This is a genomic window from Quadrisphaera setariae, assembly GCF_008041935.1.
GTDB lineage: Bacteria > Actinomycetota > Actinomycetes > Actinomycetales > Quadrisphaeraceae > Quadrisphaera > Quadrisphaera setariae.
On sequence record NZ_VKAC01000007.1, the window covers coordinates 111048 to 132634 of the forward strand.

Sequence of the window (21587 nt, forward strand, 5' to 3'; positions counted from 1 at the left end):
TCCGCGGTGTGGACGGCGGTCGCGCCCGGGCGTGGCGCCGGCGCGTCCGCGGTGGTCAGGCCGACGCGCGGGCCGCGGTCTGCAGCACGCTCATGAGCAGCGAGCAGCCCAGCGCGAGGATGATGAAGGCCAGGTCGAGCTGGATGCTGCCGAGGCGGATGGGCTTGATCACGCGCCTCAGCCCGCGCAGCGGGGGGTCGGTGACCGTGTAGACGGTCTCGGCGATGACGAGCACCGCCCCGCGCGGTCGCCAGTCGCGCGAGAAGACCTGCACCCACTCCAGCACCAGCCGACCGATCAGCAGCACGAAGAAGAGCAGCACGACGAGGTACAGCAGCTGGAAGATCAGGCTCACCGGACCATCATCCCCGACCCGGGGCGCTGGGGAGGGCACGCGCGCCTGACACGCCTGGACGCGCCGAAGAGGGGGCACCGCGGCAGCGGTGCCCCCTCGTGGCGGGCGGATGAGGGGCGCCTCGCCCGCCACCGCCGGTGAGCCGGCAGGTCAGGACTGGTTGAAGACCGCCTTGACCTGGCCGACCGGCTCACCGGTGACCTCGACGTGCGCCGGGGAGAGCAGGAAGACCTTGTTGGTGACGCGCTCGATGTTGCCGTGCAGGCCGAAGACGAGGCCGGCGGAGAAGTCGACGAGGCGCTTGGCGTCGGCGTCGGACATGTCCGTCAGGTTCATGATCACCGGCACGCCGCCGCGGAAGCACTCACCGATGGCCTTGGCCTCGTTGTAGGTGCGGGGGTGGATCGTGGTGATGCGGCGCAGGTCCGCCGCGGGAGCCGGGGTGAATCGGGAGACCGAGCGGTCGCGCGTGATCGGCGTCACCTCGGCCCGGTACTCGGACTCGTCCACGACCTCCTCGTCCTCCCCCTCGTCCCAGGTGTCGACGTCGAGGTCGCGCGACTCGGCGTAGCGCGGGTCGTCCTCGCGCAGCCCCATCCACACCATCGACTTGTGCAGCGCTCCAGCCATGACCCGCTCCTCCTGTCCGTGCTCCGGCCACCCGCCCCGGCGGCCTGCGCGACACCTTGCGACCCGCCTGCCCCTTCGGGCTCTTGAGCCTCACTCGTCTCGCTAGTCACAGAAGTTACACGATCGGCGGCCTCGCGCCCAGCACGGCGCGACCGACACGCACGTGCGTCGCGCCAGCCACGACCGCTTCCTCCAGGTCCCCGCTCATGCCGGCGGAGACGACCGCCGCCCCCGGGTGCTCCGCCCGCACCCGGGCCGCCACCTGCGCGAGCCGCTCGAAGGGCCCCCGGGGGTCCACCCCCGCCGGCGCCACCGCCATGACCCCCGCCAGCCGCAGCCCCTCGCTGGCAGCGACCGCCTCCGCCAGAGCGGGCACGTCGCCGACGGCTGCGCCGCCGCGGCCGGGGTCGCGGTCCTCGTCGTCGGCGAGGTCCACCTGCACGAGCACGTCCAGGACGTGCCCCTCGGGGCGCAGCCCCTCCTCCACGGACCGGGCGTGGCCGCGCGCGAGCGCCGCGACCAGGCGCTCCCGGTCCGCGGAGTGCACGACGTCGGCCCAGGCCGCCACCGCGGCGGCCTTCTTGGTCTGCACCTGCCCCACCTGGTGCCAGCGCAGCGGGAGGTCGGCGCACGCGCGGGCCTTCAGGCCAGCCTCCGGCTCACGGCTCTCCCCCACGTCGGTGGCACCGCAGCCGGCCAGCAGCCGCACGTCCTCGGCGGGGAAGGTCTTGGTCACCACCACCAGGTGCACCGACCCCGCGGGCCTGCCGGCTGCAGCCTCCGCCTCAGCCACGCGCCGCCGCACGTCCGCGAGGTTCTCCGCGAGCTCGGCCGCCCTGTCCACCCGCGCCTCTCCCTGGGTCACGCCCGCTCCCTCCTCCAGGCCAGGCCCGCCCACCGCGGCGCCTGCGGCCCCGAACGCCGCACGGATCCCAGCGCGCCGTCCTCCACGGTGCAGCCCGGCAGCTGCTCGGCGGCCACCCCGAGGTCGGCGAGCTGCTCCAGCACGCCGGCGGCCACGTCGAGGGCGGGGGTGCCGGTCCACGTGCGCGTCGCCACCACGGGGTGCCGCTCCGCCACCTCCTGGCGCATCGCCGCCGGCACCTCGTAGCAGCGGCCGCACACCGACGGCCCGAGCACGGCGCGCGTCCGCGAGGGCTGCGCCCCCACCTCCACCATGAGCGCGACCGCGGCCCCCACCACACCCGAGTCCATGCCGCGCCGGCCCGCGTGGGCGACGGCCACCACGCCGGCGGCCGGGTCGGCGAGGAGCACCGGCACGCAGTCGGCCACGAGCACCGCGAGGGCGAGGCCGGGCGCATCGGTGACCATCGCGTCCGCCTCCGGCGGCTGGCCGTCCCACGGGCCGCGGGCCAGCACGGCGGTCGCGCCGTGCACCTGCCGCGCCACGAGCAGCCGGTCGGGCGGGACGCCGACGTCGGCGGCCAGCGCCGCCCGGGCCGCTCGCGCCGCCTCGACGTCCCCGCCGGTGTGGTCGGCGAGGTCGGCGCCGCCGGAGAGCGCCAGGACGGGGCCGCCGGACAGCTCGCGGCGCCAGGTCGTCCGGGCGGCGCGAGACGCCCTCGACGCGGGACCGCTGGACGAGGGGTCGGGGAACGCGGAGAGGTCGGGCGGGCTCGCCATGGGACGAGCCTGCCCGACCTCCGCGGGGGTCCGCCGCGCGGGGCGGACCGGTGGTCCTACTTCAGGAAGTCGGGGACGTCGAGGTCCTCCGGCTCGGAGCGGCCGTAGCGGGCGCGGGCGGGCTCGCGCTCCACCGCGCTGTGGCTGCCGGTGTGGACGCCGTTGTGCCCGCCGTCGTACTGGCCGGGCAGGGCACCCGTGGCGTAGGCGGGGGCGGGCTCGGCGCCCGGCCCGTCGTCCAGCGCGCTGGGCGTGCCCTGGGGGCTGCGCCAGTCGCTGTAGCCGGCGTCGTACTGCTCGCCGTAGCCGTCGCGGTCGACCCGTCCGTCGCGCACGTCGGCCTGGGGGGCGGGCTGCTGGCGCGCCGGGGCCTGCTCGCCGTAGGCGGAGGGAGCCGGGGCGGCGGCCCGGGCCGGCTGCTGCCAGCTCGGGCGGTCGGCCGGCACGGCCGGCGTCTGGCCGGTGCGGGGAGCCGCGGCGCGCGCCGGGGCGGCGACGGCGGGCTGCTGGCCGGTGCGCGGGGCGACGGGGCCCGAGGGACCGGCGCCGAAGCCGCTGTGGGCGGGTCGCCCGGGCGCGCCACCCGTGGGGACCGACGGCGTGCGGGGCAGCGAGACCGCAGCAGGGGCCGGCTCGGCGCGACGCTCGTCACGGCGCGCCTGCGGCACGCCGCCGTCGAAGCCGGCGGCGATGACGGTGACGCGCACCTCGTCGCCCAGGGCGTCGTCGATGACGGCGCCGAAGATGATGTTGGCCTCCGGGTGGGCGGCCTCCTGCACCATCCGCGCGGCCTCGTTGATCTCGAACAGGCCGAGGTCGGAACCGCCCTGGATGGACAGCAGCACGCCGTGGGCGCCGTCGATGCTGGCCTCGAGCAGCGGCGAGGAGATCGCCAGCTCGGCGGCCTCCACCGCGCGGTTGTCGCCGCGGGAGGAGCCGATGCCCATGAGCGCGGAGCCCGCGTTGCTCATGACCGACTTCACGTCGGCGAAGTCGAGGTTGATCAGGCCCGGCGTGGTGATGAGGTCGGTGATGCCCTGGACGCCGGACAGCAGGACCTGGTCCGCCGACTTGAAGGCGTCCAGCACGCTGACGCCGCGGTCGCTGATGGACAGCAAGCGGTCGTTCGGGATGACGATGAGCGTGTCGACCTGTTCGCGCAGCTCGGCGATGCCGGACTCCGCGCTGGTGGCGCGCCGGCGCCCCTCGAACGTGAACGGCCGGGTGACGACGCCGATGGTCAGCGCGCCGAGGGCGCGGGCCATGCGGGCTACCACGGGCGCACCGCCGGTGCCGGTGCCGCCGCCCTCGCCGGCGGTCACGAAGACCATGTCGGCCCCGCGCAGGACCTCCTCGATCTCCTCGGCGTGGTCCTCAGCCGCCTTGCGCCCCACCTCGGGGTCGGCGCCGGCGCCCAGGCCGCGGGTGAGCTCGCGGCCGACGTCGAGCTTGACGTCGGCGTCGCTCATCAGCAGCGCCTGCGCATCGGTGTTGACGGCGATGAACTCGACCCCCTTGAGGCCGACCTCGATCATGCGGTTCACGGCGTTCACGCCGCCCCCGCCCACGCCCACCACCTTGATGACCGCCAAGTAGTTCTGCGGTGCCGCCACGGTCCCCTGCTCTCCCCGATCGCTTCGGGCCTGCCGACCCCGGATCTGCTGCTCCCGAGGCCCCCTCAGGCCTCGGTGAAGTCTCAACCTCATGTGAAGGTTGAACGTTATGTCACAACGGTGTTGTTTGCAGGCTAGGGGCCGGACGCCGAAACCCACAACTCCCCACGCCGCCACTGCTGAACAGCGGCTCTGCCGTCGCAGCGCTGTGCTCACGGCCGCTGACAGAGCGCTACGGCGAGCACGACTCACGCGGCACCGGGCCGCCCGTTCGGGCGATCACGAGCCTAGAGGCGACCGCCGGGTGCTGCTGACAGGGGGGCGCACCTCCCGGGGAGGAGACGAGCCCCGAGGGGCCCCCCGCGAAATCCCCATGAGATTCACAGAAAATGCGTGGAGATCAGCGGGAGAGGCGCCGGCGATATCACGGGGAAATCACGTGCGGATCACGCAGGAAGCGGTCAGGGGGCGGTGGCAGGAGCCAGCGGAGCGCTGACGTCCACCCGGCGCACGCCGTCGCGCGGCAGCAGGAGCGCCGCCACGCGGGCCTTGAGCTCGTCGTCTCCCGGGCCGCCCCAGACGACCTCCTTGCCGTCGCGCAGCGCCAGCCGCACGTCGTCGGGACCGGTCGCCGTCACCGCCGACACCTGCTCGCGCAGCGACACCGGAAGGGCCAGCGCCACCGCCGAGGCGGCGCGCACGGCGTCGGCGCGCGACGGGTCGACCTGGACCAGCGGGACGCCGTCGGGGGCTGCGTCCGCGGTGGTGATGGTGACCCCGTCGCCGTCGAGGAGGACGACGCCCGGTGCACCGCCGGGGGCCGGCACGGCCGCGACGGGCGTCTTCTCCACCACGGCCACCTCGAGGCGGTGCGCGAAGCCCCGGTGCACCTGCACCGAGGCCACCCACGGCAGCCGCTCGACGCGCGCGGTGACCGCGCCGGTGTCGACCCGCAGCAGGGGCAGCCCCAGCTGGTCGGCAGCGGCCTCCTGGACGGCCGGGGCACCGGTGCGGTCAGCTCCGGTCACCTCGACGTCGCGCAGGGCCGTCAGCGAGCTGAAGAGCAGCGCCCACGCCGCCAGACCCACGACGGCGACGACGAGCACGGCCACGCCCACCACGCGCCAGACGAGCCGGCGGCGGGCAGCGGGGTCGCGCGGGGCGGTCGGGGCCTCCCCCGACGGTCTGCCGGCGCGGCCGCCGCGCACAGGGGGCCGAGCGGGCTCGCCCGCGTGCGGCCGCTGGTGCTCGGCGTGCGGCTCGGTCCGGGGTGCGGGACGGGTGGCAGGGCCGGCGGCGGGGCCGGTCTCCGGCAGCCGCAGCGCGTGGTCCGACGGGCCGGCCTCGACCGGGTCGGGGCCGGGGCGGGGCGCCCGCTGCGGGCGCGGCGCCGCGGGCCGGCGGACGGGCACCGGCGGACGCCGGCCTGCGGGGCTCACGCCGTGGCCTCCTCGCCGGGACCGGAGCCCTTCCCAGGCCCGCCGGCCGCACGGGCCTCCAGGAGGGCCAGCACCTCCGCCGCGACCGCGGTGACGTCCCCGGCGCCGATGGTGAGCACGAGGTCACCGGGGCGCGCCCGCTCCACGAGCGCGGGGGCGACGGCCGACCAGACGGGCTCGAAGGCCGCCCGCGCCGGCGGGGCGACCCGGTCGGCCACGAGGGCCCCGGTGACACCGGGCACCGGGTCCTCCCGGGCGGCGTAGACGTCCATGACCAGGACGTCGTCCGCGCCGGACAGGGCCTGGGCGAACTCGGCGGCGAAGTCGCGGGTGCGCGAGTACAGGTGCGGCTGGAAGGCCACCACGAGGCGCCCGTCGCCGGCCACCTGGCGGCCGGTGGCCACCGCGGCGGTCACCTTGGCGGGGTTGTGGGCGTAGTCGTCGTAGACGCGCACGCCTCCGGCCTCGCCGCGCGGCTCGAAGCGGCGCCGGGTGCCGGCGAACGCCTCCAGGCCGTCGCGCGCCGCGGCGGGGTCGGTGCCGAGCGCCACGGCCGCGGCCCACGCGGCCGCGGCGTCGAGGGCGTTGTGCCAGCCGGGCACGGCCAGCTGCACGCGCCCGCTCCAGCCTCCGGGCGCGAGCGGGCCGGCGGCTCCGGGGGTGGCGGTGAGGTCGAAGGCGATCCGCCCGCCGGAGGCGTCGGCGGCGCTGACGCGCACGTCGGCCTCGGGCGCACCGCCGAAGGTCACCACGCGCCGGCCGGCACCGGCGTCGGCGGCGTCGGCCTCGCGCGCCCGGAAGGCAGCGCCGAGCGCGGCGGAGCCGGGGTCGTCGGCGCAGGCCACGAGCACCCCACCGGGCCGGATGCGCTCGGCGAAGGCGGCGAAGGCGGCCTGCACGCCGGCGTAGTCGCCGTGGTGGTCGAGGTGGTCGGGCTGGACGTTGGTGACCACGGACACCTCGGGGGCGTACACCAGGAAGCTCGAGTCGGACTCGTCGGCCTCCGCCACGAACACGTCACCGGAGCCGTGCCGGGCGTTGGTGCCCACCCCGACCAGCTCGCCCCCCACCGCGAAGGACGGGTCGGCCCCGGTGCGGGCCAGCGTCGCCACGAGCATCGCCGTGGTGGTGGTCTTGCCGTTGGTGCCTGCCACGGCCACCCCGCGCAGGCCGGCCATGAGCGAGGCGAGCCCCTGCGAGCGGTGCAGCACCCGCACCCCCGCGGCGCGGGCGGCGGCCAGCTCGGGGTTGTCCTCGCGGATGGCGGAACCGGCCACCACCGTGTCGGCCCCGTGGAGGCGCTCCGGGTCGAACCCGGCGGCCACGCGGCCGCCGAGGGCCCGCAGCGCGTCCATGACCGGGAGGTCCTTCGCGTCGCTGCCGGAGACGGTCACGCCGCGCTCGAGCATGATCCGCGCGACCCCGGAGACCCCCACCCCGCCCACGCCGATGAAGTGCACCGCGCCGAGCTCGGACAGCGGCGGCACCGCGGCGGCGAGGTCGAACCTGGCGCTCACCGCGCCTCCCCGCTTCCCCTGCCAGCAGGCGTCGGCCGCCCGGCGGCGCGCTCCACGAGGTCGGCGAGGCGCTCGTCGCCGTCGCGAGCACCGGCCGCCACCGAGGACGTCGCCGCCGCCGCAGTCATCGCCGCCAGCCGGTGGGCGCCGTCGGCGTCGGTGAGCAGGTCGCGCAGGGGGCCGCGGACCCAGTCGGCGGTGACGTCGGCGTCGTCCACGAGCAGGGCGGACCCCGCGGCGACCGCACCGGCGGCGTTGTGCCGCTGCTCGCCGTTGCCGATGGGCAGCGGCACGTACACCGCGGGCAGCCCGACGGCCGTGGTCTCGCAGACCGTGCCGGCGCCGGCGCGGCAGAGGACGAGGTCTGCGGCGGCGTAGGCGAGGTCCATGCGGTCGGTGTACTCCAGCACCCGGTAGACGGCACCGTCCGGCAGCCCCGACGGCGTCACGGCCTTGCCCGCGCCGGTGAGGTGCAGCACCTGCGGCGCCGGTCCCCCGCCGGGCAGCGCGGCCAGCAGCGCCGCCGCGCCCTCGACCACGGCCGTGTTGAGCCGCTGCGCGCCCAGCGACCCTCCGGTGACGAGCAGGGTGGGGGCGTCGGGGTGCAGGTCGAAGGCGGCGCGCGCCTCGGCGCGGCGAGCCCCCCGGTCGAGCCGGGTCACCTCGGTGCGCATGGGCAGCCCCGTCAGCTCACCGGTGCCGCCGCGGCCGTGCAGGTCGGTGCCCGGGAAGGTCGTGGCGACGTGGGCGGTGAGCTTGGCGCCGAGGCGGTTGGCCACCCCGGGGCGGAAGTTGGCCTCGTGCACCACCACGGGCACGCCCATCCGGCGCGCCGCGAGGTAGGCCGGCACCGCCACGTAGCCGCCCACACCGACGACGACGTCGGCGCGCGGGGCGCCCACCGCCTCGCCCGCCTCCACGATGGCGCGCTCGGCGGCGCGCACCGCGCTCAGCAGGCGACCGGGCAGGCGCAGCAGCGCCGTCGAGGGCTTGCGGGGCAGGGGCACCCGCGGCACCACCGCCAGCTCGTAGCCCCGGGCGGGCACGAGCCGGGCCTCGAGCCCCTCGTTGGTGCCGAGCACCAGCACGCCGGTGGCGGGGTCGCGGCGGCGCAGGCAGTCGGCCAGGGCCAGCAGCGGAGAGACGTGCCCGGTGGTGCCACCGCCGGCGAGCAGCACCGCCAGCGGCCTCGCGGGGGCTGCGGCCGCGCTCATCGGCGGCCTCCCCGGGAGACCACGGCCAGGGACCGGCGCACCAGGCCGGGGCGGGCGCTCAGCGCGGCCTGCGCCCCGGGGCTGTGGCGGGCGCAGGAGAGCACCAGCCCCACGCCGATGAGGGTGCACAGCAGCGCCGAGCCACCTGCGGAGATCAGCGGCAGCGGCACGCCGAGCACCGGGGCGAGCCCGATGACGACGGCGATGTTGACGGCCGCCTGCCCCAGCACCCACACCATGACACCGGCGACGAGCACGGCGGCGAAGAGGTCCTTGCTGCGACGCACGACCCGCGCGCAGCACCAGCCGAACACCACGAACAGCGCGAGCACGACGAGCGTGCCGACCAGTCCGAGCTCCTCGCCGAGGATCGCGAAGATGAAGTCGTTGTGGGCCTCGGGCAGCCAGCTCCACTTCTGGCGGCTGCCGCCCAGGCCCAGCCCGGTGAGCCCGCCGGAGGCGAGCGCGTACAGGCCGCTGGTGGCCTGGTAGCCGGTGCCCTGCCGGTCGGTGTTGCCGGTGAGGAACGCGTTGATGCGCTCCACGCGGTTGCCCGTGCTGGCCGCCACCGCGACGCCCACCAGACCCACGACGGCGAGCAGCCCGAGGTGGCGCAGGGGCACCCCCGCGGCGAAGATCGTCCCGGCGACGACGAGCAGCATGACCATGGTGGTGCCGAGGTCGCCGCCGGCCAGCACGAACCCGATGACCGGCAGCACGCCCAGGGCCAGCGGCAGTCCCCAGCGCAGGGGCTGGTGGATCACCTTGTGCTTGCTGGCCAGCACCAGGGCGCACCACAGGACCAGGGCGATCTTGCCGAACTCCGACGGCTGGCCCTGAACGCCCGGGGCGAGCCTGATCCAGTTGGTGTTGCCGCCCACGCCGACGCCCAGCGGCGTCAGCACGAGGGACTCCAGGCCCGCGGCGACCACCACGACGACCGGCGCCACGCGGCGCCAGAACACCGGTGGCAGGCGCGCCGCGACGAGCATCGCCACGAGCCCGAGCACCGCGAACATCGACTGCGAGACCACCGCGGCGAACGGCGAGCTGCCCGCCTGGATCTCCTCCACGCTGGAGCTCGACAGCACCATGACCAGGCCGATGGCCACGAGCATCAGCACAGCCCCCTGCAGCACCCCGTAGGTGAGCAGCGGGGTGTCCCAGCGGGCCAGCCGGCCGGGCAGCGGGCCGCCGAGCAGCGCGTCACCCCAGGCGGCGGCGTGCTGGCGGCGGGTCAGCGCGGGCCGGCGGGGAGCGGGCCGGGGCGCGCGCCGGTCGGGCGCGGAGGTGCCCGTCGCGGTGGTGGTCGCCGACGGCACGACACCGTCGCGCAGGTCGATCGTCGTCGCGGTCGCCGTCCCGGTGCCCGTCCTCGCCACGGTCAGCCCTCCCCCTCGGTCGAGCTGTCCAGCAGAGCACGGACGGCGGCGGCGAAGGCGTCGCCGCGCTCGGCGTAGCTGGTGAACTGGTCCATCGACGCCGAGGCCGGCGCCAGGAGCACGACGTCGCCGGGGAGCGCCGCCGCGGCGGCGGCGCGCACGGCGGCGGGCATGACCCCACCGGCCGCGGACGCCGCGGGGCCGTCGACCTCGACCACCGGCACGCCCGGGGCGCGCCGCGCCAGGGCGCCGCGCAGCGGCTCGCGGTCGGTCCCGATGAGCACCGCGGCCCGCAGGCGGGAGGCCTGCGCCCCGACGAGGTCGTCGAACTGGGCGCCCTTGGCCAGGCCGCCGGCCACCCACACCACGCGGGTGCCGTCGTGGGCGTCCGAGCCCGCCGCGGCCGGCGCGCCGGCCAGCGAGGCGGCCGCGGCGTGGGCGTTGGTGGCCTTGGAGTCGTCCACCCAGGCCACCCCGCCGGAGCGGGCCACCACCGCGATGCGGTGGGCGCCGGGCCGGGTGGACAGCAGGCCGTCGCGCACGGCCTGCTGGGAGACGCCGTGCGCGCGGGCCAGCGCGGCGGCCGCCAGGGCGTTGGCCACCACGTGCGGGGCGACCACGCCGCCGGAGGCGTCGGCGAGGTCGGCCAGGGTGCAGAGCTCGGCGGCGCTGTTGGCGCGGTCGGCCACGTAGGCGCGGTCGGCGAGGACGTCGTCCACCACGCCGAGCATCGACAGGCCCGGCACGCCGAGGGTGAAGCCGATGGCGCGGCAGCCCTCCTGCACGTCGGCGTCCACCACGAGCTGCTCGGTGGTCGGCCAGTCCTGGCCTTCAGGGCTCTCGTCGGCGTTGTAGACGCACGCGCGCTCGGTGTCGGTGTAGATGCGGCCCTTGTCGGCGGCGTAGGCGCCCATCGACCCGTGCCAGTCGAGGTGGTCGGCCGCGAGGTTGAGGACGGCGGAGGCCCGCGGCGCCAGCGTGTGCGCGCCGTGCAGCTGGAAGCTGGACAGCTCCACGGCCAGCACGTCGGCGCCGGCCGGGTCGAGCACGGCCTCCACCAGCGGGGTGCCGATGTTGCCGGCCGTGGTGGCGCGCAGGCCGTGGGCCCGCAGGATGCTCGCGAGCATCGTCGTCGTCGTGGTCTTGCCGTTGGTTCCGGTCACGCACAGCCACGGGGCCGAGGAGGCCGGGCCCACGGGGGCGCCGACGGGACCGGCCGTGCCGCGCAGGCGCCAGGCCAGCTCGACCTCGCCCCAGATCGGGATGCCGGCGCGGGCGGCCTGCGCGAGCAGCGGCGCCGACGGGCGCCAGCCCGGCGAGGCGATGACGAGGTCCGGCGGGGACCCGTCGACCAGGTGCAGGGCGTCGGAGGCCCCGGGGCCGAGGGCGACCTTCCCGCCGAGGACGTCGAGGAGCTTGGCGCGCTCGGCCTCGCCCGGGCCCTCGCGGGAGTCGACGGCCAGGACCCTGGCGCCGCGCTCGGCGAGCGCGTAGGCCGCAGCCGCCCCGGAGACGGCGAACCCGGCGACGACGACGCGCAGGCCCTCCCACTCGGCGGGACCGCGGCTCGGGACGCGTGAGGACCCGGCCACCCAGACGGGGAGCCGGTCGATGGGCTCAGAGGGCACTTCCGACCACCCACTCCCCGTAGAACAGGCCCAGGCCCAGGCCCACGAACAGCCCGGCGATGATCCAGAACCTCGTGACGATGGTGACCTCGGCCCAGCCCACCAGCTCGAAGTGGTGCTGCAGCGGCGCCATCCTGAACACGCGCTTGCGGGTCAGCTTGAACGACCCGACCTGGATCACCACCGACAGCGCGATGATGACGAACAGGCCCCCCAGCACCACGAGCAGCAGCTCGGTGCGGGTGGTGATGGCCAGGCCCGCGAGCGCTCCGCCGAGGGCCAGGGAGCCGGTGTCGCCCATGAAGATCTTGGCGGGCGAGGCGTTCCACCACAGGAAGCCGATGCACGCCGCCATGAGGGCGATCGCCACGACGGCGAGGTCGAGCGGGTCCCGCGTGGCGTAGCACGCGGCCACGGGCCCCTCCGTGGTGGCGAGCCGGGTGGAGAAGCAGCTCTGGTTGGACTGCCAGATGCCGATGAGCGTGAACGCCCCGGCCACCGCGGCGGTGGCGCCGCTGGCCAGGCCGTCGAGGCCGTCGGTGAGGTTCACGCCGTTGCTCGTGGCCGCCACCATGAGCAGCGCCCACGCCACGAAGAGGACCGCGCCGGCGATGGTGCCGAGCACGGCGAAGTCCACGGCGGTGTCGCGGGTGAAGGAGATGTGCGTGGAGGCGGGCCGGAAGCCGTGCTCGTCGGGGAACTGCAGCGCGAGCACCGCGAAGACCAGGCCCACGACCGTCTGCCCGATGAGCTTGGGCACGCTGCGCAGGCCGAGGCTGCGCTGCTTGGAGATCTTGATGAAGTCGTCGAGGAAGCCCACCACGCCCAGGCCCACCATGAGGCCGAGCACCAGCAGGCCGGAGACCGACGGCGGCGTCATGAACACGAGGTGCGCCACCCCGTACCCGATGACGGTCGCGCCGATGATCACCGCGCCGCCCATGGTGGGCGTGCCGCGCTTGGTGTGGTGGGTGGTGGGGCCGTCGTCGCGGATGAACTGCCCGTACCCGCGGTGCACGAGGAACCTGATGAACAGCGGCGTGCCGAACAGCGCCACCACCAGCGAGGAGAACCCTGCGACGAGGACGCCGATCACGAGCCCGCCTCCCCCGTGCCGGTGGTCGACGCGCCGACCGCGGCCAGCCGGTCGCCGAGGTGCAGCAGCCCGGCGCCGTTGGAGCTCTTGACGAGCACCACGTCTCCCGGTCGCAGCTCCTCGGCCAGCAGCGCCTCCGCGGCGTCGACTCCGTCGACCCACACCGACTCGTCGGCGTAGGAGCCCTCCAGCACCGCTCCGGTGTGCACCGGCCGCGCCCCCTCCCCCACGGCCACCAGCCGTGAGACGTCGAGGCGGACGGCGTACCTGCCGACCGCGTCGTGCTCGTCGCGCGCGGTGTCGCCGAGCTCCAGCATCTCCCCGATGACGGCCCAGGTGCGTCCGCCGGGGCGGCGCATGGACTTGAGCGCCCGCAGCGCGGCGCGGACCGACTCGGGGTTGGCGTTGTAGGCGTCGTTGACGACGACGACGCCGTCGGGCCGCTCCGTGACCTCCATGCGCCACCGGCTGGCGGCGCGGGCGGTCGAGAGGGCGGCGGCCACGTCGTCGAGCTCCGCACCGACGGCCAGCGCGCAGGCGGCGGCGGCGAGGGCGTTGGAGACGTGGTGCTCGCCGTGGACCCGCATCGCGACGTCAGCGCGGCCGGCAGCTCCGGCGAGCCCGGCCACCAGCGTGAAGGAGGGACGGCCCATCTCGTCGACGCGGACGTCCTCGGCGCGCACGTCGGCGGCGCTCCCCCACCCGAAGGTCACCACGCGGGCGCGGGTGCGCTCGGCCATGGCGGCCACGCGGTGGTCGTCGGCGTTGAGGACGGCGACCCCGCCGTCGGCCGCTGCGGGCAGGGACTCGACCAGCTCGCCCTTGGCCACGGCGATCGCCTCGGGGCTGCCGAACTCGCCCACGTGGGCGCTACCCACGTTGAGCACGGCCCCGACCCGCGGGTGCGCCAGCTCGCACAGGTGGGCGATGTGGCCGCGGCCGCGGGCGCCCATCTCCACCACGAGCGAGCGGGTGCCCTCCTCGACGCGGAGCAGGGTCAGCGGCACCCCGAGCTCGTTGTTGTACGAGCCGGGCGGGGCCACCACGGGGCCGAGGGGCGCGAGGACGGCGGCCAGCAGGTCCTTGGTGCTCGTCTTGCCCGAGCTGCCGGTGACGGCCACGACGTCGAACGGCGCGCTGAGGGCGGGGTCGTCTGCGAGAGCGCGACGGCGGGCCAGGACCTCCGCGGCCAGGGCCGGCAGCGCGTCCAGCACGCGGCCGGGGACGACGACGGCGGGCACGTCCTCGCCGAGGTCGCGCTCGGCGAGGACGGCCACCGCGCCGGCGCCGAGGGCGGTCGCGGCGTAGTCGTGGCCGTCGACGCGCTCACCGGGCACGGCGGCGAACAGGTCACCGCCCGTGGCGGCGCGGGAGTCGACCACGACGCCGCTGACGACGGCGGCCGGGTCGGCCCCTCCGGTCAGGCGGCCGCCGGTGGCGGCCGCGACGTCTCCCAGCGCGATCGGGATCATGCGCGCACCTCCTGGGCGGCCGCCAGCGCGGCCGCGAGCTCGTGGCGGTCGTCGAAGGGGTGCACCGCACCCGCGACCTCCTGGCCGCGCTCGTGGCCCTTGCCGGCCACGAGCACGGTGCCGCCGGGACCGCCGGCCAGCGCGAGGGCGACCCCGCGGGCGATCGCCTCGTGGCGGTCTGCGACCTCCAGCACCTCGGCCGCGTCGACGTCTGCTGCTGTGGCCGCTGCTCCGGCTGCCCCTGCGAGGACCGCGGCGCGGATGGCGGCCGGGTCCTCCGAGCGGGGGTTGTCGTCGGTGACCACCACGGCGTCGGCGCCCGCCGCGGCGGCGGCGCCCATCGCGGGGCGCTTGCCGGGGTCGCGGTCACCGCCGGCGCCGAGCACCACCACGAGGCGGCCTGAGGTCGAGGGGCGCAGGGCGGCGAGCGCGGCGGCCACGGCGTCGGGGGTGTGGGCGTAGTCGACCACCCCCACGGGGAGGCCCGAGGCCCCACCGGAGCCCTCGCCGGCGCCGGCACGGGAGGGCCCGGTCGCCGGCGCCACCACCTCCATGCGGCCCGGCACGCCGCGCGCCGCCGCCAGGGCGGCGGCCGCGGCGGCCGGGTCGTGGCCCGAGGCGGCCAGCACGGCCACGGCGACGGCGGTGTTGGCCACGTTGAAGGTGCCCGGCAGCGGGCTGGCGGCCCGGACGCGCAGGCCGCCCGGCCCGGTGAGCTCGAAGGCGGAGCCGGGCCTGCCGTCGGAGCGCTCGCGCACGGCGGCGGGGTCCACGGACCAGTCGGCAGCGACCTCCGAGCCGTCAGCCGGTCCGCCCGCCGTCGTCGTCACGGTGGTGGTGGGCACGCCGGCGGCGCGGCTGCGCTCGGCCAGGCGGCGGCCCCAGGCGTCGTCGGTGCACACCACGGCGGCGCGGGTGCGCTCGGGCGTGAACAGCGCGGCCTTGGCCTCGAAGTAGTCCTGCATCGTGGGGTGGAAGTCGAGGTGGTCCTGGGAGAGGTTGGTGAACACGGCGACGTCGAGCACTAGCCCGTCCACCCGGTGCAGCACCACGGCGTGGCTGGAGACCTCCAGCGCTGCCGCCCGCGCACCGCGCTCCACCGCCAGCGCGAGCAGCGCGTGCAGGTCCGGCGCCTCGGGGGTGGTGCGCGCGCTGGGCAGCTCCTCGCCGGCGATGCGCGTGCACACGGTGCCCACGAGCGCGGTGGGCGTGCCGAGCTGCTCCAGCGCGGACTCCAGCAGCGTGGTGACGGTTGTCTTGCCGTTGGTGCCGGTGACGCCGAGCACCTGCAGGTGCTGCGCGGGCTCGCCCCACACCAGCGCGCTGGCGGCGCCCAGGACGGAGCGGGGGTCGTCGACGACGACGGCGGGCAGGCCCGCGGCACCGCCCTCGGCGGCCAGCCGTGCGCCCTCGGGGTCGGTCAGGAGGGCTGCGGCGCCCAGCGCGGCGGCCTGCTCTGCGAAGCGGGCGCCGTGGGTGCGGGCGCCGGGCAGCGCGGCGTAGAGGTCTCCCGGGCGCGCGCGGCGCGAGTCGAGCACCACACCGGTGACGACCAGCTCCTCCGCCCCCTCGGGGACGGGAGCGCCCACCAGCGCCGCGACGTCCGCCAGCGGTCGCCCGGGCGCGCGCAGGGGCCGGGAGTCGCGAGCGGGCACGGCGTGCACGCTACCGGGCGCGCCCGGCGCCGCCGGGGGGTTCACGGCGAGCGCGGGCGAGGAGGTGCTGTGGATCACCGGGCGCCGCCCCCGCCCGTCGCCGGTGCGCTCACTGCCAGGTCAGCGGCGGCAGCTGGGCGGGCGCGCCGCTGGGCACGATCCCCTCCCTGCCGAGGGCGTAGCCCATGACGTCGGAGAACACCGGCGCCGCCACGGTGCCGCCGTAGTGGCTGGTCTGGGGGTGCTGGACGATCACCGCGACCACCAGCTGGGGGTCGTCGGCGGGCGCCATGCCGATGAAGGACGCCGTGTACTGCGGCTCACCGGTGGCCTTGGTGGCGGGCAGGTCCTGGGCGGTGCCGGTCTTGCCGGCCACGCGGAAGCCCGGGACGGCGGCGTTGAGGCCGGTGCCGTCGGAGGTGACCACGCCCTCGAGCATGTTGGTGACCTGCTGCGCCGTCTGCTCGCTCACCACGCGCGTCCCCGAGGTGGGCGCGGTGGGGGTGTACGTGCCGTCGGGGCTGGTGGTGCCGGCCACGATGTGCGGCGGGATGCGCACCCCGCCGTTGGCGATGGTCGCGTAGACCTGCGCGGCCTGGAGGGCGTTGACCCCGTAGCCCTGCCCGAACAGGACGTTGTACTGCGTGCGCCCGTCCCACTTCTCCGGCGGCGCGAGGATGCCGCGGGTCTCGCCGGGCAGGCCGAGCTGCTTGTCGCCGATGCCGAAGGCCTTCAGGTAGTCGTAGCGCTGCTGCACCGAGAGCTTCTGGCCCACCTCGATGGTGCCGACGTTCGAGGACTCGGCGAGCACCCCCGCGAAGGTCAGCTTCTGCGGCTCGTGGGGGTGGGAGTCGCGCACGGACCCGGCCCGACCGGGCAGCTGGAGGGTGTCGGGCACGGTCAGCTGGGTCTCCGGGGTGACCAGGCCCTGCTGGATGGCCGCGGCGGCGGTGATGAGCTTGCCCGTGGAGCCGGGCTCGAAGGTGTCCTCCAGCGAGCGGTTGTGGCGCTCCGCCTCGGGCGTCGCGCCGGGCGAGGCGGGGTCGATCGAGCCGGACTCGGCCAGCGCGAGCACCTGCCCGTCCTTGGTCATCACCACCACGGACACCCAGTCGGCCTCGGTGGCCTCGGCCTGCGCCCTGGCGGCGTTCTGCGCGTAGAACTGGATGTCGTCGTCGAGGGTGAGGCGCACGTCCTCGCCGTTGACGGCGGGGGTGTTGCTCGACTCGCCCAGGGGGATCCGCTGGCCGCGGGCGCCGCGCTCGTAGAGCAGCTCCCCGTCGGTGCCGGTCAGCTCGCCGTCCTCGGCGAGCTCCAGCCCGGCCAGGGCGGTGCCGTCCTTGCCGACGTAGCCGACGAGGTTTCCAGCGGTGGTGCCCGCCGGGTAGGCGCGCTCCTCGTCGGGCTCGGAGAAGATCCCGGGGATCTTGAGCTGCTGCACCGCGCGCCACTGCTCGGGGGTGAGGCCCTTGGCGAGGTAGGTCCACTGGACCTGCTTGCCGGCGGCGGTCGTGCGGGGGGTCAGGAGCGTCACGAGCTGCTGCTCGGAGACGCCCAGCAGCGGCGCCAGCGCCGGCGCGGCCTGCTGGGGGGTCCAGAGGGTCTTGACCTCCTTGGTCGGCCCCGTGAACAGGCTCGGGTCGGCGGTGACGTTGAACCGCTCGACGCTCTCGGCCAGCACGTCGCCGTTGCGGTCGGTGATGGTGCCCCTCACCGCGGGCACGGTGACCTTGACCAGCCGCTCCTGCAGGGCGAGCTCGGCCAGCTGGCCGGTGTCGAGCGCCTGCACCTGCAGCAGCCGCCCGGTGAAGACGGCCGTGACGAGCAGCAGCAGGGCGACGACGACGGCGGTGCGTCGCTGCGGCGTGCCGGCGCGGACGCCGCGGCGGGCCTTCGGGCGCGGAGGGCGCGGCGGCCGCTGGGGCGACGCCGGCCGGGCCGTGCGGCTCGTCGTGCGGCTCGTCGCGCCCGACGGGCGGCCGGCGGTGCCCGTCCCGGCTCTCGTGGCGGCGCGGGAGGCGGTGCCGGTCGCCGAGGAGGCTCCCGACCGCGCCGCCGCGCGGGGTGCGGGCCGGGCCCCGGTGCGCGGCAGCGTGCCGGTGCCGGTGCCGGCGCGGGGGGTCTGCCGCCCCTCGGTGCGGGAGGTCGGGCGCTGCGGCGCCCCCGGGGCGGGGCTCACGGGGTGCTCCCCTGCGTCGGCGAGGCGCTGCCGGTGCCAGTACCGCGCGACGACGACGGACGGGGGGACGCGGACCCCGACGAGCGCGGGGAGGACGAGGACGAGGCCGATGCCGGTGCCGCGTCGGCCGTGGCGTCGCCACCGGCTGCTGCGTCGGCGTCGGGGTCGGTGTCGACGGCGCCCTGCTCCGCGGCAGCCGCGGACGAGCTCGGGGTGGCCGTCGAGGTCGGCCGCTCGGACGGCGAGGCCCCCGAGCCGGAGGGCGTGGGCGTCGGCGCGGCGCTGGGGCTGCCCACCACGGCCTGCGGCTGCGGGGCCTGCAGCACCAGCCAGGCGCGCTGCGGCGCCCGCACCATGCCCAGCTGTTGGGCGCGCTCGTCCACGGCACCGGGGGAGCTGACCTGCTGGAGGTGCTCGGTGAGCGCCTGCTCCTGCTCGGCCAGCAGCGTCTGCTCCGTCTGCAGGTCGTGCTCGGTGTAGCTGCCGCGCGAGAGCGCGATGTTGGTCCACAGGGCCAGGAGCAGCGAGGCGACGAGCACCGCCCCGCACAGCAGCACGGTGCGCGCCCGCCCGCGGCCCCGGCCGGGCGCCACGGGCGCCGCGGCCCGGGTGGTCGCCCGGGTGGTCGACCTGGCCGCCGCGCGGGCGGTGCCGCGAGCGACCGGGCGGCGCACGCCCCGCGCGGGGCGGGCGGCGTGGGGCGGACGCACGCGCTCCGGGCCGGCCGTCGTCGCAGCCCCGGACGCGCCCGTCGTCGTCGAGCTGGTGGAGGGGCTCATGCGCGGCCCCCGGGAGCCGGCACGCGGCCGGGGCGCACGCGCTCGGCGGCGCGCAGGCGCACCGGCGCGGAGCGGGGGTTGGAGGCCAGCTCGTCCTCGCCGGCGCGCTCGGCGCCGCGGGTGAGCAGCTGGAAGCGGGGGGCGTGCTCCGGGGGCTCGAAGGGCAGGCCGGGGGGCGCGGTGCTGGTGGTGGCCGCGGCGAGCGTCTGCTTGACGATGCGGTCCTCGAGGGACTGGTAGCTCATCACCACCAGGCGCCCGCCCACGGCGAGGGCGTCGAGGGCGGCGGGCACGGCGGCGCGCAGCGCGTCGAGCTCTCCGTTGACCTCGATGCGCAGCGCCTGGAAGGTGCGCTTGGCGGGGTTGCCGCCGGTGCGGCGCGCCGCCGCGGGGATCGAGTCGCGGACGAGGTCGACCAGGCGCAGCGTGCCGCTGAAGGGCTCGCGGGCGCGGTCGCGGACCACGTTGTCGGCGATCCGGCGGGCGAACTTCTCCTCGCCGTAGACGTGCAGCACGCGGGACAGGTCGCGGGCGTCGTAGGTGTTGAGGACGTCGGCGGCGGTCAGGCCCGAGGTGGGGTCCATGCGCATGTCGAGCGGGGCGTCGCGGGCGTAGGAGAAGCCCCGGTCGACCTCGTCGAGCTGCAGGGAGCTGACGCCGAGGTCCATGAGCACCCCGTGCACCTCGCGGACGCGCAGGTCGGCGAGTACGTCGGGCAGCTCGTCGTAGACGGCGCGCACCAGGGTGGCCCGCTCGCCGAACCGCTCGAGGCGGGCACCGGCGATGGCGAGGGCCTGCGGGTCCCTGTCGATCGCCACGAGGCGCGCGGCCGGCAGGCGCTCGAGCAGCGCCTCGCTGTGGCCGCCCATCCCCAGGGTGGTGTCGACGACGACGGGGGCCGCGCCGTCCGCGCGCGGCTGCAGGGCTGGGGCGAGCAGCTCGACGCAGCGGTCGAGCAGGACGGGCACGTGGCGGTCGCCGGGAGGGCGCTCAGCGGGGTCGGGAGCGGGCAGGACGTCGTCCACGTGCGCTCCTCCCGTCGGCGACCGGTACCAGCTGGTGCATGACGCTACTGATGGGACGATTGTGACTCAAGTGACGAGTCAGGCAGCGCCCCACCCATCGTGCACGCCAGGAGGCCGTCACGCGGACATCCCGCCCGGCACGCCGCACGGCCAGGTCCCCATCCGCTCCCGACGGGCCGGGGAAGTGGCCCGCGCGGCCTGACACCGGGGAAGGTGCGTCAGGACGCGAGGAGCGGCTGGAGGCCTGGCCGTGCGGAGGTCCGCCCGCGGCTCAGCGGCGGCTCACGGGGCGCTCACAGCAGCCCCGGCAGGTCGTCGAGGGTGACGAGGTCGTAGCCGGCCTCCGCCTGCGCGAACCGCTCGCGCCAGGAGGCCTCGTCCCAGACCTCCAGCCGCTCGCCGGCGCCCACCACGGCCACCTCGCGGTCCAGGCCCGCGAAGGCTCGCAGCACGGGCGGCACCGTGAAGCGGCCCTGCTTGTCCAGCTCCTCCTCGGAGGCGCCGGCCAGCATCACCCGCAGGTACTCCCGCACAGCGGGGTTGGTGGCGGTGGCCGCCCTCAGCTCCGCGTAGCGCCGCTCGAAGTCGGCCCGGGGATAGGCGTGCAGGCACGGCCCCTGACCACGGGTCAGGTAGAAGCCCCCGGTGAGCGCCTCGCGGTAGCGCGAGGGCACGAGCAGGCGCCCCTTGTCGTCCAGCCGGGGGGTGTGCGTGCCGACGAACACGGGCCGGCACCTCCCCCGCTCGGGAGCGTGGCCGTCCCCCGCTCCGCATGGCTCCACGTTACTCCACTCCGCTCCACCGACGCGGCCGCTCGCTCCACTCCGCGTCCACCGCGCGGCGCCTCCGGAGCGCCTCAGGCGCACCTCCGCCGACCGCCCAGCGGTGTCGTCGGGACGGCCGCGCTGGCCGTGATCAGCGACGGACTGCGGTGGTCAGGGCTGTGACGTACCGTTCGACCGTGTCGATCCCCCTCCCGTGGGGCGCTCGCGGTGCCGAAGAGGGCATCGCGGACGTCCGAGACGTCCTGGGCCGCATCCGTGGAGCGGTCGAGACGGTCGTCGAGGGCAAGGACGACGTCGTCCGCACCGCCCTCGTCGTGCTGCTCGCCGAGGGCCACCTCCTGGTGGAGGACGTGCCCGGCGTCGGCAAGACGATGCTGGCCAAGGCCCTGGCCCGCGCCACCGGCGTGACGGTCCGGCGGGTCCAGTTCACCCCGGACCTGCTCCCCAGCGACCTGACCGGCGTCAGCGTCTACGACGCCGAGAGCCGCCGCTTCGAGTTCCAGCCCGGACCCGTGTTCGCGCACGTCGTCGTCGGCGACGAGATCAACCGCGCCTCCCCCAAGACGCAGTCGGCGCTGCTCGAGTGCATGGGCGAGCGGCAGGTCACGGTGGACGGCACCACCCACACCCTCGCCCGGCCGTTCATGGTGGTGGCCACGCAGAACCCCGCCGAGATGGAGGGGACCTACCCGCTCCCCGAGGCCCAGCGCGACAGGTTCATGGCGCGCGTGTCCATGGGGTACCCGAGCATGGCCAGCGAGCTGGCGATGCTCGGGTCGCACGGCGCGCGCGACCCCCTCACCGACCTCGAGCCCGTCAGCGACCCCGGCGAGCTGCGCCGCGCCATCGCCGTGACCGCCTCCGTCCACGCCGCCCCCGCGGTGCAGCAGTACCTGCTCGACCTCGTCACCGCCACGCGCACCCACCCGGCGGTCTCCCTCGGCGCCTCCCCCCGAGCGAGCCTGCACCTCCTGCGGGCCTCCCGGGCGGTGGCCGTGCTCGACGGGCGCGACCACGTGCTCCCCGACGACGTGCAGTCGCTCGCCGTGCCCGTGCTGGCCCACCGCCTCGTGCTCTCCCCGGAGGCCTCGGCCGTGCGGCGCACCGCCGAGGACGTCCTCGTGGACCTGCTCCAGCGGGTCCCCGTCCCCAGCGCGGCCAGGGCCTGAACCCG

The 21587-nt window shown here is 76.5% G+C and carries 18 protein-coding genes; 1 reads left to right on the plus strand and 17 read right to left on the minus strand.

The genetic code is table 11. The features are described from left to right. Positions 1 to 55 precede the first annotated feature (55 nt). The 17 genes from FMM08_RS12865 to mraZ form a co-directional block, all read right to left on the minus strand. Positions 56 to 355, minus strand: a complete 300-nt coding sequence (locus FMM08_RS12865; RefSeq protein ID WP_147926776.1) for a YggT family protein — start codon at positions 353 to 355, stop codon at positions 56 to 58. Between the two features lie 150 nt (positions 356 to 505). Next, positions 506 to 985 (minus strand): cell division protein SepF, encoded by a 480-nt coding sequence (locus FMM08_RS24135; RefSeq protein ID WP_147926777.1) that lies wholly within the window; start codon positions 983 to 985, stop codon positions 506 to 508. 115 nt (positions 986 to 1100) lie between these two features. Beyond that, positions 1101 to 1850 carry a YggS family pyridoxal phosphate enzyme gene (locus FMM08_RS12875; protein WP_255472353.1) on the minus strand — a complete coding sequence of 250 codons (750 nt, stop codon included), beginning with the start codon at positions 1848 to 1850 and terminating at the stop codon, positions 1101 to 1103. After that, positions 1847 to 2629, minus strand: coding sequence for a purine nucleoside phosphorylase YfiH/LACC1 family protein (locus FMM08_RS12880; RefSeq protein WP_147926778.1), 783 nt, complete (start codon positions 2627 to 2629; stop codon positions 1847 to 1849). The genes FMM08_RS12875 and FMM08_RS12880 overlap by 4 nt, the downstream gene beginning before the upstream one ends. A 56-nt stretch (positions 2630 to 2685) precedes the next feature. After that, the gene (ftsZ, locus tag FMM08_RS12885; protein WP_147926779.1) at positions 2686 to 4242 is read right to left on the minus strand and encodes a cell division protein FtsZ; all 1557 of its coding nucleotides are present in this window, start codon (positions 4240 to 4242) and stop codon (positions 2686 to 2688) included. Between the two features lie 461 nt (positions 4243 to 4703). Further along, positions 4704 to 5681: a cell division protein FtsQ/DivIB gene (locus FMM08_RS12890; protein WP_147926780.1), complete on the minus strand. Its 978-nt coding sequence runs from the start codon at positions 5679 to 5681 to the stop codon at positions 4704 to 4706. Next, positions 5678 to 7198 carry a UDP-N-acetylmuramate--L-alanine ligase gene (gene murC, locus FMM08_RS12895; protein ID WP_147926781.1) on the minus strand — a complete coding sequence of 507 codons (1521 nt, stop codon included), beginning with the start codon at positions 7196 to 7198 and terminating at the stop codon, positions 5678 to 5680. Before murC ends, FMM08_RS12890 begins: the two co-directional genes overlap by 4 nt. After that, on the minus strand, positions 7195 to 8412 hold the full coding sequence (locus FMM08_RS12900; protein WP_147926782.1) for a UDP-N-acetylglucosamine--N-acetylmuramyl-(pentapeptide) pyrophosphoryl-undecaprenol N-acetylglucosamine transferase: 1218 nt from the start codon (positions 8410 to 8412) through the stop codon (positions 7195 to 7197). Before FMM08_RS12900 ends, murC begins: the two co-directional genes overlap by 4 nt. Beyond that, positions 8409 to 9794 carry a putative lipid II flippase FtsW gene (ftsW, locus tag FMM08_RS12905; protein WP_222710734.1) on the minus strand — a complete coding sequence of 462 codons (1386 nt, stop codon included), beginning with the start codon at positions 9792 to 9794 and terminating at the stop codon, positions 8409 to 8411. Before ftsW ends, FMM08_RS12900 begins: the two co-directional genes overlap by 4 nt. A gap of 2 nt (positions 9795 to 9796) precedes the next feature. Further along, positions 9797 to 11386, minus strand: coding sequence for a UDP-N-acetylmuramoyl-L-alanine--D-glutamate ligase (gene murD, locus FMM08_RS12910; RefSeq protein WP_147926950.1), 1590 nt, complete (start codon positions 11384 to 11386; stop codon positions 9797 to 9799). Positions 11387 to 11411: 25 nt separating this feature from the next. Further along, positions 11412 to 12518, minus strand: coding sequence for a phospho-N-acetylmuramoyl-pentapeptide-transferase (gene mraY / locus FMM08_RS12915; RefSeq protein WP_147926783.1), 1107 nt, complete (start codon positions 12516 to 12518; stop codon positions 11412 to 11414). After that, positions 12515 to 13990 carry a UDP-N-acetylmuramoyl-tripeptide--D-alanyl-D-alanine ligase gene (locus tag FMM08_RS12920; protein ID WP_147926784.1) on the minus strand — a complete coding sequence of 492 codons (1476 nt, stop codon included), beginning with the start codon at positions 13988 to 13990 and terminating at the stop codon, positions 12515 to 12517. Before FMM08_RS12920 ends, mraY begins: the two co-directional genes overlap by 4 nt. Further along, positions 13987 to 15645 carry a UDP-N-acetylmuramoyl-L-alanyl-D-glutamate--2,6-diaminopimelate ligase gene (locus FMM08_RS12925; protein WP_147926785.1) on the minus strand — a complete coding sequence of 553 codons (1659 nt, stop codon included), beginning with the start codon at positions 15643 to 15645 and terminating at the stop codon, positions 13987 to 13989. Before FMM08_RS12925 ends, FMM08_RS12920 begins: the two co-directional genes overlap by 4 nt. Positions 15646 to 15754: 109 nt before the next feature. Continuing rightward, positions 15755 to 17824, minus strand: a complete 2070-nt coding sequence (locus tag FMM08_RS12930; RefSeq protein WP_147926786.1) for a peptidoglycan D,D-transpeptidase FtsI family protein — start codon at positions 17822 to 17824, stop codon at positions 15755 to 15757. After that, complete coding sequence (gene ftsL / locus FMM08_RS12935) at positions 17821 to 18603, minus strand: cell division protein FtsL (RefSeq protein WP_147926787.1); 783 nt, start codon at positions 18601 to 18603, stop codon at positions 17821 to 17823. The genes FMM08_RS12930 and ftsL overlap by 4 nt, the downstream gene beginning before the upstream one ends. After that, a complete protein-coding gene (gene rsmH / locus FMM08_RS12940; protein ID WP_222710735.1) occupies positions 18600 to 19628 on the minus strand; it encodes a 16S rRNA (cytosine(1402)-N(4))-methyltransferase RsmH in 1029 nt (342 codons plus the stop codon). Before rsmH ends, ftsL begins: the two co-directional genes overlap by 4 nt. A 293-nt stretch (positions 19629 to 19921) precedes the next feature. Further along, a complete protein-coding gene (gene mraZ / locus FMM08_RS12945) occupies positions 19922 to 20353 on the minus strand; it encodes a division/cell wall cluster transcriptional repressor MraZ (protein WP_147926788.1) in 432 nt (143 codons plus the stop codon). 236 nt (positions 20354 to 20589) lie between these two features. Here mraZ and FMM08_RS12950 point away from each other — a divergent pair, with 236 nt between their 5' ends. After that, positions 20590 to 21582, plus strand: coding sequence for an AAA family ATPase (locus FMM08_RS12950; protein ID WP_255472356.1), 993 nt, complete (start codon positions 20590 to 20592; stop codon positions 21580 to 21582). Positions 21583 to 21587 lie beyond the last annotated feature (5 nt).